This is a genomic window from Dyadobacter sp. AC419 (genome assembly GCF_979253085.1).
Genome location: NZ_CEEDCD010000012.1, coordinates 290,019 through 304,393, shown reverse-complemented (window position 1 = coordinate 304,393; position 14,375 = coordinate 290,019). Strand labels below are relative to the sequence as shown.

Below are 14,375 nucleotides of genomic sequence, written 5' to 3'. Positions count from 1 at the left end.
TGAACAGCAAATTGAAGATGGTTATTATGAAGGTTTTGTGGATCTCAGTAAGGTGCAGCAAGCCATGCAACCCGATGCCCAATATTACATCTGCGGACCGGGCGCTTTTATTCAAGAAACATTTTGACTATCTGAGTGCGCAGGGTGTTGCGCGCGAGGCTATCCATTTTGAGGAATTTGGTCCAGCCACGTTGGCGGTGGAATAATGGCCGAGAAGCTGGCCCAGGCATTTATCTTGATTCTGTACCACTGCTGCCATCCATGGCTGCGATACTTTTGAAATGCAATAATGCATGAAACGCAAAAGTTTTCAATCATGGATACGTTCAGTTCAAAAGATTTTCATCAGACATTTGCAAGGCCACAGTTTCAAAAACCGGCCTATATGATCCATAAGAATGTGGAAAACGCCGGAGAGCACAACCAGTTCTCAACAGAGCGCAAGCATCCTGTTTTCTTCGTGGATCTGCCCAGCAAAAATGTGAGCATGACCATCGGCGGCTTGTTACCAGGCCAGCTGACCAACAGGCACCGTCATACTTACGAAACGGTGCTATATGTTTTGGAAGGCAAAGGGTTCACTGAAATCGAGGGTGAAAAAGTGGAATGGGAAAAGGGAGATGCCGTTTACATTCCTTCCTGGGCATGGCACAGACATCAAAACCTGAGTGATGCACAGCCGGCAAAATACATTGCCTGCGAAAACGCGCCCCAGCTTCAAAATTTGGGCGTGGCCCTTCGCGAAGAAGAAGGAAGAGATCTTTAAAACCATTCAAATGAAGTCTTCATTCCAGAGACTTCATTTCACTTTTTTAACCATTGATAAAAATGAAAAATGTTCCATTCAAGGGGATCATCGCATACCCTATTACGCCATTTGACGAAAATGAAAGCGTAGATCTGCCCTGTTCAAGACACTGGTTGAACGCCTCGTTGCATCCGGTTCGCACGGCATAGCGCCACTGGGAAGCACTGGCGTGCTGCCATACCTTACAGATCAGGAAAAAGAGGCCATTACCGAGGCTACGATCCAGCAAGTTGCGGGGCGCGTGCCGACTTTGGTCGGTGTGTCCAACCTTACCACCGAGCGGACCATTCATCATGCCAAGTTTGCCGAAAAAGCAGGCGCAACGGCGGTCATGATCATTCCAATGAGTTACTGGAAACTGACCGATGATGAGATTGTCAAGCATTATGATGCCGTCGCGTCCAAAATCTCTCTTCCCATCATGGCATACAACAACCCTGCAACGGGCGGCGTCGATATGTCGCCTACCCTTTTGAAACGGTTGCTGGAAATTCCCAATGTAACCATGATCAAAGAAAGCACGGGTGATGTGCAGCGTATGCATTTGCTAAAAAGAGAACTGGGCGATGATGTGGCATTTTACAATGGCTCCAACCCGCTGGCACTCGCTGCATTTGCCGCAGGCGCCGAAGGATGGTGCACCGCCGCACCCAACCTGATCCCCGAGCTCAACCTGAGTCTATACGACGCGATTCAAAACAATGATCTGGCATCTGCTCAAATTCTTTTTCTCGAACAACTCAATCTGCTCAGGTTCATTGTAGCCAAAGGCTTACCCCGGGCAATTCAAGCAGGCTTAACAATTATTGGAGAAAACGCAGGGCATTTGCGCGCACCACTGCAACCGCTTACGAAAATTCAAACCACAGAACTCAGCCACATTCTGGAAACCACCAAAGTGGCTTTTGACTGAAATGTTCAAACAACAAAAATCATCCCTGTTTTGAATAGGGATGATTTTTCTTTGCTATACGATCTACATTTCCGAAAGCGGCTTCATTTCGTAACCCTCGTAATCGCGGACAACCTCCATAGATAATCCGAGCGCCTTTGCGACGCCCCTTCCGTATTCCGGGTCCGCCTGGTAACAATTGCGGATGTGGCGGATTTGAATGAAATGCTGCGCGCCGCCAACTGCTTCTGCTGTGTTATTAAAAAGCGCCGTCCTTTGCTGTTCATTCATCAGACGGAACAGGTTTCCCGGCTGGGTGAAATAGTCGTTGTCTTCGCGGTGGTCCCAATGGGCCGCTTCCCCAGTAATTTGGAGCGGCGGCTCACTAAAATCCGGCTGCTGTTTCCACTGGCTGAAACTGTTAGGCTCATACGATGTGGCGCTGCGCATAATTTCCATCTGTGCGCATGGCACCATCGCGGTGAAAGGAATGGTAAGGACATTTCAGGTGCATTCACCGGAATCTGGTGGTGGTTAACACCTAACCGATAACGCTGCGCGTCGCCGTATGAAAAAAGCCGCCCCTGCAACATTCGATCCGGCGAAAAACCGATCCCCGGAACGACAGAAGCGGGATTAAACGCAGCTTGTTCGACTTCTGCAAAATAGTTGGATGGATTTCGATTCAATGTCAGCTCGCCGACTGGAATGAGTGGAAAGTCAGCATGTGGCCACACTTTCGTCAAATCGAAAGGATTGATTGGATAGCTGTAAGCATCCGCTTCTTCCATGGTCTGCACATACATGGTCCATTTCGGGAAGTTACCCGCTTCAATGTTGTCAAAAAGATCACGCTGATGGCTTTCTCTGTCATTTCCAACCAAATCGGCTGCTTCGCGGTTGGTCAGGTTTTGAATTCCCTGTTCGTGTTTTCAAATGAAATTTGACCCAGTAACGCTTTTGGTCACCACTGATAAAACTGAATGTATGACTGCCAAAACCGTCCATATGCCGGTAACTTTTTGGCAAACCGCGCTCGCTCATCACGACGGTAACCTGATGTAATGCTTCGGGCAAAAGTGTCCAGAAATCCCAGTTATTATCGGCACTACGAAGATTTGTCCTTGGGTCGCGTTTAACGGCATGGTTCAGATCCGGAAATTTCAGCGGGTCACGAAGAAAGAAGACCGGCGTATTGTTTCCTACCAAATCCCAGATGCCTTGATCGGTATAAAATTTCAAGGCAAAGCCGCGAATGTCCCTTTCGGCATCAGCCGCGCCGCGCTCGCCGGCGACAGTAGAAAACCGTACGAACACTTCTGTTTCTTTGCCAAGCTCAGAGAAAAGATCCGCTTTGGTAAACTTAGTGATGTCGTGCGTCACTTTGAAGACCCCATATGCGCCCGAGCCCTTTGCGTGCATGCGGCGCTCAGGGATTACCTCCCGGTCGAAGTGCGCCATCTTCTCTAAAAACCATGTGTCTTGCAGAAGTGCCGGCCCGCGCTTGCCGGCGGTCATGATGTTTTGGTTGTCCGGCACGGGCGCACCGGTCCGATTGGTCAATTGGTTGTTGTCCATAGTGTTCAAGATTATGGTAATGTAAAATCCAGCCTGTTTAAAGGCTTAGCTGATGATCAGCACAGTCGAGTTTCAACTCCTTGTCTGCCAAGCCGCTATTTAACAACTTGCAGTAATGCCCACTGCCAAGATGATCGTAATGAGAGCAAGTGAAACACATTTGCTGAATGCTGATAATGCCGGCCAGGTGAAGCTGCCGGATAAGTTGGAGCAAACCCGTAAACATGATTTCTTTTTGCATTGGAGATAGGATGCCCAGCGGTTTTTCAATGGCCGAGGCAAAACCGGCACTTTTAAGGGCCAACTCCCTGCCCCGCCCAGTCAATACAATCATGTAACTTCTTACATCCGCAGCATCCACATATTTCTCAACCAGGCACTTTTGTGCCAGCGACTTGATGCTGTCGCTGACTGTGGGTTTGGTCAGATCAAAGTGCCGCGCTAAGCCAGTAACTTTGGATCTTTCCCCGGACTGAAAAAGCAGAAAGATCAGGATCTGAATTTGTATGGGACTCAATGCATTCAACTTCCCTTCGTTGCGAAGCAATACGCGAAATGCCTGTGAGACCCTTGCCAATGCATCAACGATCTTTCCATCAATTTCAGCCATAGTCCAGGTTATTTTACCTTGTAAGGCAAGGTCAGTTTGCCAGAAAGCACGCTATAAACATTAACAACACCCAGCATCGGCTTATCCATGGACATGCCATCTGCCGGAGCGGACACCTGCATATAGCAACTGACGGCATCGTAATTGAAATCCACCTTATTATTGACCCTGTATGTAGGCACTGAAACGCGGATTGCGCTTTGCTGGGTAACGACCTGATAACCTGGCGAATCCATATACATAGGCATGTCAGGGGCTGTTGTAGGCTTTGTGATTTTCTCTGCCTTTTTATATTCCTTTACCGAGAGTCCGCCTTTCACACGCTCGTCTTTCACGAGAACCACCCAGTGCGGGTGCCATACAATGCCGTCATTATCAAACTTGCCGTCGGCATTCTCATCCCAAAGCGGGCTATCGTCAAAATCAGGATGCGAAGTAAGGGCAAGGGCCACAATGCCTTCGGTTGGATTAAAACCAATATCTTCGGGCTTCAATGTTGTAGGAAAAACGTATCCTAAGACAGGGGCCATATCCATTTTCCCCACCTGCAGTGGGAACAGTCTTTCCGGCCGTTCCTTCAACGATAATCTCAAATTCGAGTGATCCGTATTTTTTGTTATGGATTACCTGCGCTGATTTGATCTTAAAATCCTTTGAGTCTTCGTATTTTTTGCAATGTTCGCATGCCATGGCGGCCGTGATGGACAGGATAGCAGCGAGCGTGAATATTGTCGTTTTCATGTTTTGATTAGTCAAGATAAATTAACGTTACCGGCAGAGTCCTGCCGGTCTATTCTTCAACCTTTAACATCTTCCAGCGATGCGCCGAAATTGATGTGCAGTACATTGCCATTTGGCGTAACCAGCGCGGGAACCGATTTAATCCCTGCACCTTCTGCTTCGCTGATACGGCTGCGGTCTTCCCCGATATTTACGACTTCAACCTGATCTGCTCCGATTAGATTAAGAATGTCGTGCTCTGCACTGACGCATACCGGGCAACCTGCGTGATAGAAAATTGACTTGCTCATTTTTGTGAAATTTGATAGCTGTGGCACCATTGCCGATTCAAACTTAGTGAGGAGCCCTAACGATACTTGCTGGACCATTTTGAATTAATAATACTGGACTATCTGGCTCAGCTTCGACTTATCCAACTTTGTAAAATCATAATAATCACCTGAACCTTAACAGTTGGTAGAATGCATGCACATTTTACTTTGGCCTGTTAAAATGAGACATTTAAATAAAACCAGCTAGTCCAATGCTTAGACCCTGGAAATTGGAAATCCGGATTGATCACAAATCACAAAAGCCCGTTTATTTGCAAATTGCTGATGCTGTCATTTCAGATATTCAATCCGGAAGACTTAGTAGCGGTGATGCTTTGCCAGGAAGCCGCAACCTGGCCGAAATGTTACATGTGAACCGGAATACTATTGTAGAAGCATTGCATGTGCTGCTTAACGAAGAATGGATTGTATCCAAGGAGCGGAAAGGGACATTTGTTGCCGGCACACTGCCGGTGTTCAGCAGGCAGCGTAAGACAGAAATCACCACACCGGATCAAAGCCTACCCAAGCAACATTACAGGATCATTTTTGATGATGGTTATCCCGATAGCAAAATCGCGCCCGTGACCGAGCTGGCGCGTGGATACCGGCAGATTTTCAACCGGAGTGCACGATGGCAAATGATGGGTTACGGCTGCGAATTCGGTCATGCGGATTTTATCGAAGCCATTGTACAAATGCTGAACCATCAACGGGGTATGCAAGTCAGCAGCAGTTCCGTTTGCGTGACGCGTGGCAGCCAGATGGCGATGTATCTCGCTGCCCATTGTATTTGTTCAAAAGGCGATTTTGTCCTGGTCGAAAATCCGGGTTACCAGCCTGCCTGGAAAGCATTTGAAACGGCTGGTGCCACATTGCTTCCTGTGCGGGTCGACAAGGACGGTCTGGTTACCACCGATGTAATTGATCATTTGAAAACCCACCCAAACATAAAGGCTATTTACACAACACCACATCACCAATATCCGACCACGGTAACATTAAGTCTGCAACGAAGGCTTGAACTGATCCGCTTGTCCAACGCTCATGGATTTACTATCATTGAGGACGATTACGACAACGAATTTCATTTCGGGTATCGCCCGGTGCTTCCAGTTTCGAGCTTCGCCCAGCTACAAAATTTTGTGTACATCGGCACGATGAGCAAAGTTGTTGCGCCTGCCTTGCGCATTGGCTATCTGGTTAGTCACGATGCTTCGCTGATTTCAAAAGTGGGCGAACTGCGCAAGATCATTGATGTGCAGGGCGACGGCATTATGGAACAAGCCGTTTTGCAGCTGATCGAGGACGGAACGATAAAACGCCACATTAAAAAAGCAACAAGCTACTACAAAGCAAAGCGCGACCACACGGTTTCGTTGCTGAATACTTATCTAAAAGAAAAGGCTGACTATACAGTTCCGGAAGGCGGTCTGGCGATTTGGATACAACCAAAGCAAGCGCAAAACTGGCGGCAGATTACAGACATGATGGCCGCAAGTGGCGTTAAAATACTGCCACCGGAAAATTATAGCAACGCCCCATCGGTCAACGGCATCAGGCTGGGTTACGGATCACTTTCCGAAAAGGACTTAAAAGAAGGAATAGTGCTTTTAGCCAAACACTTGACTTTTACTTAATATGAATATTTATACCGTTTGATCCACAGGCAATTCTTCAATTGAAATTACTTTAAACAAATAAAAAAATGGCAGATCCAATTCAACTAGTGCCCGGTAATTCACTCATTACCCCTACTGCCGAAGAAGGCAGACAGCTTGCAATCAAAATGGCAAGACTCATCATTAAAGCCACACAGCCAGATGCAGCTGTCCGGGAAAAACTTAGGTCTATATACGCTCAGGATGCAACAATGCTGGTTTTGATTGGACAAACTGTTGCCACCGAATTTGCCACAATTGCAGCAGCTAATAATTACTGGCAAAAATGAGCAGTTGGTAGCTGAATTTACACAATGCAAGCCTTACCACGCATGCAGTAACAGTTTGTAAAGAACCCTCCTTAACAAGGCACCTATGTATACAATGCCCTATTATTCTTCTGCAAATCCGCAAGAAGTTGTTGCTTTTATGCAAGCAAACCCATTTGTTACCCTTATTGGATATGACGGGATGTACCCGTAGCAACCCAGGTTCCGGTAAATATAATCAATGAGGGAAATGCCTTAAAGCTGATAGGCCATGTGATGACAAAGACCGATCATTGCAAGGCCTTTGAAATGCATCCGAATGTGATGGCAGTTTTTAGCGGTACACACAGCTATATTAGTGCGTCGGTCTATGAAAAGCCTGCTGCTGCTTCCACCTGGAAACTACAAAACAGTACAAGCCAAAGGGATAATAAGGCTTCTTTCGCAAGATAGCAGACCAATGAAATCATAAAAGACATTACTGATAAATACGAAGATCCACACAGCAGCCCCTCGGCATTCCACAAAATGGATCAGGAGTATATCCGCAAAAATCTGAAAGCCATCACCGGTTTTGAAATTATGAGTTTTACTGGTATTTCCCATGTCTTCAAAATGAGCCAGGACCACTCCCAAAAGGACAGAGAAAGAATAGTTGAAGACTTGCTGCAAAAGGAAGATGCCTTGTCCCTTCAGGTGGTCAGAAGAGATGAAGCGCTGTGTTTGACTTTTGCCGCAAGTCAGCTTCCATTGACAAAATGCATGTTGGACAACAGATGGTATGAACTCCCTGACAGCAGGCTGATAAAAACTCCAAATATCTAGCTTACTGTCTTATGTCTCACTTTCAATTGTGCAACGGCCGTTGCACAATTGAAAGTGGTTAGATCTTTTGCTAAAAGTGGCTTGTGCACTACTGAAAGCGGTTGTCGCAACTACTACATCAAAGATTCAAATCCGCTGTAACTAAACGCTGGAATCTATACACCCCCTGCTACTTTTCTCTACTCAAATTCAAAGGTCATCCCCGGCCGGGAATATCTTCACTCAACATAACTCCTGTTATACAACAAAATATTATTTGGTTTGACCCTTATTCACTACCGTTTTGAATTCAACAGATTTCGCAGCTCCTCTTTGCTTGGCAACACAGTTTCATAGCGACTGGCAAAAATCTTGATCGTTATTTTCTGGTAATGTCCTTTCTACCAACAAATCACTCTCTTTCTGGCATAGAATGATCCCAATAGTTTTGATCTCGTCTTCAAGTTTGATTTGGCGGTCATAGTAGTTAACATACATCTGCATCTGCCCAATATCCTGATGCTGTATCTCCCCTATTTTCAAATCGATAATGACAAAGCATTTAAGCAAACGGTTATAAAACACCAAGTCAGCATAGAAATGCCTATCTGTGAAAGTGATTCTTTTTCTGACGGGCGACGAAAGTGAACCCTTTACCCCAGTTCAAGAAGAAAATGCTCCAACTTATCGATTAGTGCATTTTCCAGGCCACTCTCTGAGTAGCTGTAATGCTCCTTTAAATGCAGAAATTCTAAAATGTATGGGTCCTTAATTGCATCAGCTGGGCCTTCCATCAACTGCCCCCTCTCAGACAAGCGCTTCACTCCCACCTTATCTGTGCTAAGCGCCAATCGCATGTACAAACCGGAGTCGTATTGCCTCTTTAACTCTCTGATGCTCCAATTGTTCTCGATTGACTCGATTTCATAAAACCTACTTTATTCAATGTTCTTTATAGAAATCAGATTTAAATAGTGCGACCAGCTCAATCTAAAAACTGGTGTTTCTCTTATAGAATGCGAGCGATCTGCCTGGAATTCCGCAGACAGTGTCTGCGGAATTGGATATTCAAGATAAAACGTCCTCATTTGCTTCAAATTTCTTTGAGAAAATCCTCTGCCAAACTCGGCCTGCAAAGATTCAGACAGGGTTTGTATGAGCGCTTTCCCATAATCCGCACGGGCGTTACCTTGCTGATCCTCTTCAACTATACGTTCTCCTATCAGCCAGTACGCAGTTACCATTGTAACGTTTATACTCTGATAAGCTCGGTTTCTCGCTTCACGTATAATATTCTGGATATCAACTACTACGTGCATTGTTTAATTTCTAAAATGTCAGCAATTGATGATTGCGAATACACTGTATTCGCAATCATCCTGGCAAGTTAGTATACCAGCTGTGACAAAAGGTAAAAGAATTTAACAAGGTAAGTTAAAAATTAACTTTGTACGTAGACTCCACATGGTGATCAACTAACTTGCGGCAGAAGTATGCTATTGCACTTTAAAAGCGTCTGTTTCTAACACGCCGCCATATATTACCAACAAATGGAAAGAGCGACATTCTAGGATGGGTTGCCTACCAATTCCTTTCATTTAAAAAGCAAATACGATACTTATTCGTAAAATTATAACCAACATTGAGAGGTGTCTTATTCCGGACGACCAAATTGTGGTGCGGTAAGGAGTATCATGTGCTGCCATGAATACACCTAAGAACATTCCATAATTTACCGATAACAAATTTTGTATTTTCGTGTCAATAACTTACTGACATTAGTCATCCGCAAGAAATGAAATCTAAGTCAAAAGTATTTATTAGCTTCAAGACGGAAGAAGTGAAGATGGCAAGGCTAGTCAGGAACGGTCTAAGCCAACTTGGATATTCCGTCTGGTGGCAGGAAGATCTTCAGATCGGACAAGAATGGCATGGTGAAATAGATAAAGCAATAAAGGGAGCCGGTGCAGTAATTGTACTATGGTCTAGCAGGGCAATGACTTCAAAGTGGGTTACTCACGAAGCGTCACAAAGCATAGTACAAGGGACTTATTCACCTGCTCGGATTGAACTGGTAGAAATTTCAGATCCGTTTAACAGAGTACAAGCAACTGATCTGATAAACTGGGATGGGGATGTCAGGCACCCTGGCTTTCAAAATTTAGTAACTAGACTAGAATACATTACTGCCGACTACTACGAAGTTCTGGTTAAGAAAATTGTGGTACCAAAGGATAGCTATAACGGCAATTACTGTGGTTATAGTTGCATTAAGTTTACTGATAAAACAAGCAAAAAGTCAAGACGATCTTTTGAAAAAAACTGTTGACGTTACTGCATCTGTAAAATTAATAACGAAAGATATTAAACAACAAATTAATGCGAGTAGGCACATTCTAAACTCCCTCACATCAACAAATCAACAATCTCGTGAACAGGCAAAACTACAATCAAAGCAGTTTTCTTCACAACAATCCGCACTGAACGCACAAATTAAACAACAACAAGCGATACAATCCAATGTGATAAATACTCTTCGAGAAATAAATTCAGTCACTCACAGCCCAACTGGCATTTCCATATCTCTCTTTATTGATAACATGTTCGCCTCAAAGTCAGAAAACATTTCATCAAAACTAATAATTATACCTAAGCAGAATTACAACAAATTGGAAACTACAAATGGTAAATACAATTTACGCAAATTCTTAATGCTCACTACTTTTGGTGAAATTGACATTACTTTAAAAATGAAAGGTGATGTCCCATTACGCGGAAATGTTCATTTTTACGCTGATAGTATTTTCAACAAATACACTGCGAAGGAACTTAACATTTTAAGTACACAAGAACTAGATAGTGCGTTCGTGGCAGTAAGATTAAGCAGGGTCCCCCATAATGGATTCCCAGATCATCGAAATGAAACTATTATATTATCTGATTCGAAGAAGGCACTATTTTCAACGGTTTATCTCAGTGCTTATAGAAGTTCTGAATATATATTTTTCTATGGCATGCTAGTTGACGACGAAACAAAATCCAACAAGACAATGGAAAAAACACGCATGCCACCCGTTGACAGGAAAACCCCGTTGAGTCGCGAAGAAATTTTATTTGGGAGAGAAGACTAAATTTAATACAAACTATGTATTTTCTGTCAGATCAAACCCTACATCCACTAAACATCTATCAGCAGTGACGGCCAAAATGCGGGATTAATAGTATAAAGTATAGTCTCTTTATTTTTGTTGCGTACACCGCGAAGCAAATGCATATTGTAGTTGAAATTATAAACGTACTTAACATCATGTGAATTGGTCCGCAATCCTAGAAACCCATACCATAAAAGCAAGTCAATAACCTTATCAATAAATACTGAATCTGATTGATTTATGGTTATAAGCAAAGAAAGTTCCTCATAGTTCAGTTCAGCTTTTGATTCTATGAAATTATATAAAATATTGTCTGCTTCGGGAAATACATCTCGTATCTCATAATTTATGTCAGTTAGCACGTCAGCCGAGTACGAGTTAATTCCTTTTTCTATGTCATCGGCTTCAATCCTAGTATGTTGAAAATTAACAGCATACGACTTACAATGATTAACTAAATTTATCAAGAATCTTGGCCTCATCAGCGAGCGATCTATCAAATATTGTGATGTCTCCTCGCCCTTATAATGACTTACACAGACAGTTCTCCATACATCAGAAAAATTCTCAGAATGAGTGTCATGACTTGATAATATTCGTAGTTTAATAACTTCTCGAAGTAAATCAGGATCAACCCAATCCAACAACTCCTTAGCCTCTTTCTGCCGGTCCGCGGTTTGCTCTAATAGAAGCTCATAAACGTCATTTCTTAGAAATACAACAGGAAACATGTCTATTCGCTCGCGATTAAATTGCCTTTGAATATTTCGCAATGCATCTATCAGAGTGCGAATGATCATTATATCTTCTTGCTGCAATCCCGATGATGGCCAGCCTTTGTCTATGTTGTCAAGTAGTAGCCATAGTTTATCCTTCTTCTTTAGATAATTGACTAGTGACGTCCGGAGGGTCCGGATATCAGACTTATATATCAGATCTGTAATTTGTGGCGCAGATAACCGAACGTTACTATCTTCACCATATTTCCGCCTGTATCCGTCAGTCACATTATTAATAAGACGTGTCATTCGCTCTGAAAAGTCACCTTCGGAGACATACCCTTCTGCCTTGTATGCTTCCTCCAAGGTCTTGTAAAGATCATATAGAGATGAATCGTTTACATGTCTTATCCGATCATTTTCCAAGATTTTATGACAAATCTCCAAAAGAAGTATATATTCCCAAAACGCGCTGATTGTATGCTGCAAAGTACCTGCCTGCAAATAACTCAATACAAGCTCTTTAAACTTAACCAGCTTATATCCTTCAGGTTTTAGGTCAAGGACAACATTAGTACTCTTACTTCTTTCCTTGTCTCGAATTTGCAAGAAAATGGCCGTCTTTCCAGACCCTTTTTCTACCAACGACAAGTTGGACATCGCCGCGAAGAGTCTTTAAGTATGCATCTGTTTTTAGATAATAAGATTCTAAGAATCTCATTTCATTTTCCGCTGCAGAAGCACCCAAATCAATTTGTTGAAGAAAGGTGGCAATTTTCGTCTCGATTTTTGAGCCTTTACGTTGAAAAGCTTCGGCAACCTGACCCGCAAATTCGGCAATTTGAGTGTCAATTTCTGCTAAACTATTATACGAGCTAACAAAATCACGGTAATCGATAGGAATTGGGTCATCTCCGTTCTGTAAAATACAACAGGCAACTTCCAAACCGTTAGCTAGTCCGATTAAAAATGCAGCTCTTGTATTATGGATGTTTGAACCCTGTCCGTCAGATGAAAGTAATGAAACTAATACACCAAACGATTGCTGAACTTGATTAATTGCATCGTATGCAGATAATCTTGGAGACTCATTCGGATCAAAACTCCTATAAATATATCTGGCTTTCTTAACGCGGGTCGTAATTCTTATTGCCTCGTCGGTTTTGAATTTCTGCTAAGGAGATAAACTGGCGCTTGAACGTTCAAATTTACGTTGTCTCCGGAGAGTACATTTCTTTGATCGATATTCTTCAGGATTATTTTCGCTAATTCATCAGAATTAGAATATTCTTGGTAGCCTATTGTATCAAAAATTCCAACCTCCCTAATAGAATCCGGTTCAGCAATCGACTTGTTTTTGACAAGTATAATAGTCTTCTTCCTACCGATGGCAAAGCCTATTTCATAAGTAACATTGAAATTTAGTTTTGTAATATCTGCTATGAGTATTTCAGACTCATTTATAGCATCAAGAACTTTTGATTGAATAAAAGAACCAGGAATATGTAAGGCTTTCCAGGTCTTGATTCTCATTGATATTGCATTGACTTTGGTCGCAGCACTTTCAATAGTAGTTCCGATTTTCTCCGGACTGTTAGGATATGCAAAGAATACAATACTCACAATATATCAATTTATTTGGTTTAAGATGTTAGTATGCGCCCACGTTACTGCAGAAGCCAAGAATTGAACCAGATGGCTTTTCCTGTCGGAAAGAATACTGCCCAGTCTCTGGTGCTATTGTCTTTACTTGAAACATATTCGATATGTCCATACATATCTATATATTCTTGACTAACATTTAATGAGGCGTTTGTAACCGCAGGTAATATTATTGTATTTTCATAACCTAAGATGCCATCTCCTAGTCCAAGCTCCCATGGCATCCATTTAGAGCTGCTTGCATTTGGCGTAATTAATTGAATTAGTTTTTTGGACTGTTCAATCCTATTCCTTAACAAAGGAGCTGTTCCCTTAATTGGAGTATCGGTAAGTTCATCATCAAGATAGTCGATGTATATAGATGAGCTCAATCCTTTGAGAAAGGTAGCAACAGCCGTTACATATTGACGATCAGCGTGACGGTAAGACAAGAAAACACTAAATAACTTTGAGGGTTTACTTGCTTCGTTAAGCGATCTCGACTTATTGAATTGCCGTTCAGGGAGCGCAGATAAGTTAAGGTAGGCCATATATTAATTATCTTACTTTGTCAAATAATGGTGGAAAATGTTCAGGAAACATTTTAAGATCAGCAGCCTGTTTACCAATAAAATCAAGGTCCCTTATATTTTGAGTGTTAGACATATCCATTAAAGAACTCATTTTCAAATTTGTGATCCCCAATTTGTTTAATTCATTTACTTCAAAGTTAATAGAGTATCTTAAATAAGAAATTAATGGTAAACCTCCCGGTGTGTCGTCTCCAAGGTTTCCAATTTCAGAATCGATTCGTGAAGCCGTTTTACTGTTAGAGAAATATTGTAATAAAAGATCATTTTGGATAGAGGCATCGCGCATTAATAGGTCTGGCACATTTTTAGCCCAATCCCAAACTCGATTCTTCATAACATGTTCTTTCGTTGGACGTTCATAACCTGAACCTGTTCCAATAGAGACCATGAGCAAATTATCTTCCCCGGTAGACCATCTAAATGGGAAACCTTTGAGAGTGGAGATGAGAAACAGTAATAGGGAAGGATTGTTATACATGCTTACTCCACCGTCTATGAACACCCCTGTTTCTCCCCCTCCGACTTCTAATATTTCTGGTGCGAAGTATGTGGGTGCGGCAGTGCTAGCTCGAACTGCATCACGCAATAGAATTCCT

General features: G+C 42.8%; 21 protein-coding genes and 1 pseudogene. 7 read left to right on the top strand and 15 right to left on the bottom strand.

All coding sequences use genetic code 11. The features are described from left to right. The first annotated feature begins 316 nt into the window (after positions 1-316). Positions 317-766, top strand: a complete 450-nt coding sequence (locus AC0IYG_RS06865) for a cupin domain-containing protein (RefSeq protein ID WP_235164252.1) — start codon at positions 317-319, stop codon at positions 764-766. A 139-nt stretch (positions 767-905) separates the two neighbouring features. Further along, complete coding sequence (locus AC0IYG_RS06860; RefSeq protein WP_471710349.1) at positions 906-1,721, top strand: dihydrodipicolinate synthase family protein; 816 nt, start codon at positions 906-908, stop codon at positions 1,719-1,721. Between the two features lie 63 nt (positions 1,722-1,784). Here the strand turns inward: AC0IYG_RS06860 and AC0IYG_RS06855 are convergent, their stop codons facing one another. From AC0IYG_RS06855 to AC0IYG_RS06825, 7 genes are read right to left on the bottom strand one after another with little or no spacing between them, the layout of a single operon-like run. Continuing rightward, positions 1,785-1,991, bottom strand: a complete 207-nt coding sequence (locus AC0IYG_RS06855; protein WP_471710330.1) for a catalase-related domain-containing protein — start codon at positions 1,989-1,991, stop codon at positions 1,785-1,787. Further along, the gene (locus tag AC0IYG_RS06850; RefSeq protein ID WP_471710329.1) at positions 1,991-2,584 is read right to left on the bottom strand and encodes a catalase; all 594 of its coding nucleotides are present in this window, start codon (positions 2,582-2,584) and stop codon (positions 1,991-1,993) included. Before AC0IYG_RS06850 ends, AC0IYG_RS06855 begins: the two co-directional genes overlap by 1 nt. Then, positions 2,571-3,278 carry a catalase gene (locus AC0IYG_RS06845; RefSeq protein ID WP_471710328.1) on the bottom strand — a complete coding sequence of 236 codons (708 nt, stop codon included), beginning with the start codon at positions 3,276-3,278 and terminating at the stop codon, positions 2,571-2,573. The genes AC0IYG_RS06850 and AC0IYG_RS06845 overlap by 14 nt, the downstream gene beginning before the upstream one ends. 37 nt (positions 3,279-3,315) lie before the next feature. After that, entirely contained in the window at positions 3,316-3,888 is a 573-nt protein-coding gene (locus tag AC0IYG_RS06840; protein WP_471710327.1) for a MarR family winged helix-turn-helix transcriptional regulator, read from the bottom strand. Positions 3,889-3,896: 8 nt separating this feature from the next. After that, positions 3,897-4,382 (bottom strand): hypothetical protein, encoded by a 486-nt coding sequence (locus AC0IYG_RS06835; RefSeq protein ID WP_471710326.1) that lies wholly within the window; start codon positions 4,380-4,382, stop codon positions 3,897-3,899. Then, positions 4,357-4,629, bottom strand: a complete 273-nt coding sequence (locus AC0IYG_RS06830; RefSeq protein WP_471710325.1) for a hypothetical protein — start codon at positions 4,627-4,629, stop codon at positions 4,357-4,359. Before AC0IYG_RS06830 ends, AC0IYG_RS06835 begins: the two co-directional genes overlap by 26 nt. A 56-nt stretch (positions 4,630-4,685) precedes the next feature. After that, positions 4,686-4,919: a thioredoxin family protein gene (locus tag AC0IYG_RS06825; protein WP_235164249.1), complete on the bottom strand. Its 234-nt coding sequence runs from the start codon at positions 4,917-4,919 to the stop codon at positions 4,686-4,688. A gap of 233 nt (positions 4,920-5,152) precedes the next feature. On the opposite strand from AC0IYG_RS06825, the gene pdxR reads away from it, so the two are divergent. From pdxR to AC0IYG_RS06810, 3 genes and pseudogenes are all read left to right on the top strand, one after another. Continuing rightward, on the top strand, positions 5,153-6,580 hold the full coding sequence (gene pdxR / locus AC0IYG_RS06820) for a MocR-like pyridoxine biosynthesis transcription factor PdxR (RefSeq protein ID WP_471710324.1): 1,428 nt from the start codon (positions 5,153-5,155) through the stop codon (positions 6,578-6,580). Between the two features lie 68 nt (positions 6,581-6,648). Beyond that, positions 6,649-6,891, top strand: coding sequence for a hexameric tyrosine-coordinated heme protein (locus tag AC0IYG_RS06815; protein ID WP_471710323.1), 243 nt, complete (start codon positions 6,649-6,651; stop codon positions 6,889-6,891). A gap of 195 nt (positions 6,892-7,086) precedes the next feature. Continuing rightward, positions 7,087-7,695, top strand: a pseudogene (locus tag AC0IYG_RS06810) (FMN-binding negative transcriptional regulator); the annotation flags it as partial. 330 nt (positions 7,696-8,025) lie between these two features. On the opposite strand, the gene AC0IYG_RS06805 reads toward AC0IYG_RS06810, so the two are convergent. The 3 genes from AC0IYG_RS06805 to AC0IYG_RS06795 form a co-directional block, all read right to left on the bottom strand. Beyond that, entirely contained in the window at positions 8,026-8,259 is a 234-nt protein-coding gene (locus AC0IYG_RS06805) for a PDDEXK nuclease domain-containing protein (RefSeq protein WP_471710348.1), read from the bottom strand. Between the two features lie 68 nt (positions 8,260-8,327). After that, positions 8,328-8,468 carry a PDDEXK nuclease domain-containing protein gene (locus AC0IYG_RS06800; RefSeq protein ID WP_471710347.1) on the bottom strand — a complete coding sequence of 47 codons (141 nt, stop codon included), beginning with the start codon at positions 8,466-8,468 and terminating at the stop codon, positions 8,328-8,330. Positions 8,469-8,612: 144 nt separating this feature from the next. Beyond that, positions 8,613-8,993 (bottom strand): DUF1016 N-terminal domain-containing protein, encoded by a 381-nt coding sequence (locus tag AC0IYG_RS06795; protein ID WP_471710322.1) that lies wholly within the window; start codon positions 8,991-8,993, stop codon positions 8,613-8,615. Positions 8,994-9,469: 476 nt separating this feature from the next. Here AC0IYG_RS06795 and AC0IYG_RS06790 point away from each other — a divergent pair, with 476 nt between their 5' ends. Continuing rightward, the gene (locus tag AC0IYG_RS06790; protein ID WP_471710321.1) at positions 9,470-10,003 is read left to right on the top strand and encodes a toll/interleukin-1 receptor domain-containing protein; all 534 of its coding nucleotides are present in this window, start codon (positions 9,470-9,472) and stop codon (positions 10,001-10,003) included. Further along, positions 9,930-10,805: a hypothetical protein gene (locus AC0IYG_RS06785; RefSeq protein WP_471710320.1), complete on the top strand. Its 876-nt coding sequence runs from the start codon at positions 9,930-9,932 to the stop codon at positions 10,803-10,805. The genes AC0IYG_RS06790 and AC0IYG_RS06785 overlap by 74 nt, the downstream gene beginning before the upstream one ends. A 47-nt stretch (positions 10,806-10,852) precedes the next feature. Here AC0IYG_RS06785 and AC0IYG_RS06780 read toward each other — a convergent pair whose 3' ends face one another. The 5 genes from AC0IYG_RS06780 to AC0IYG_RS06760 form a co-directional block, all read right to left on the bottom strand. Continuing rightward, on the bottom strand, positions 10,853-12,154 hold the full coding sequence (locus tag AC0IYG_RS06780; RefSeq protein ID WP_471710319.1) for a P-loop ATPase, Sll1717 family: 1,302 nt from the start codon (positions 12,152-12,154) through the stop codon (positions 10,853-10,855). Beyond that, positions 12,126-12,491 (bottom strand): hypothetical protein, encoded by a 366-nt coding sequence (locus AC0IYG_RS06775; protein WP_471710318.1) that lies wholly within the window; start codon positions 12,489-12,491, stop codon positions 12,126-12,128. The genes AC0IYG_RS06780 and AC0IYG_RS06775 overlap by 29 nt, the downstream gene beginning before the upstream one ends. 200 nt (positions 12,492-12,691) lie before the next feature. Further along, complete coding sequence (locus AC0IYG_RS06770; protein WP_471710317.1) at positions 12,692-13,168, bottom strand: hypothetical protein; 477 nt, start codon at positions 13,166-13,168, stop codon at positions 12,692-12,694. Between the two features lie 44 nt (positions 13,169-13,212). After that, the gene (locus AC0IYG_RS06765) at positions 13,213-13,737 is read right to left on the bottom strand and encodes a toll/interleukin-1 receptor domain-containing protein (RefSeq protein WP_471710316.1); all 525 of its coding nucleotides are present in this window, start codon (positions 13,735-13,737) and stop codon (positions 13,213-13,215) included. Between the two features lie 7 nt (positions 13,738-13,744). After that, entirely contained in the window at positions 13,745-14,365 is a 621-nt protein-coding gene (locus AC0IYG_RS06760; protein WP_471710315.1) for a patatin-like phospholipase domain-containing protein, read from the bottom strand. Between the last annotated feature and the right edge of the window lie 10 nt (positions 14,366-14,375).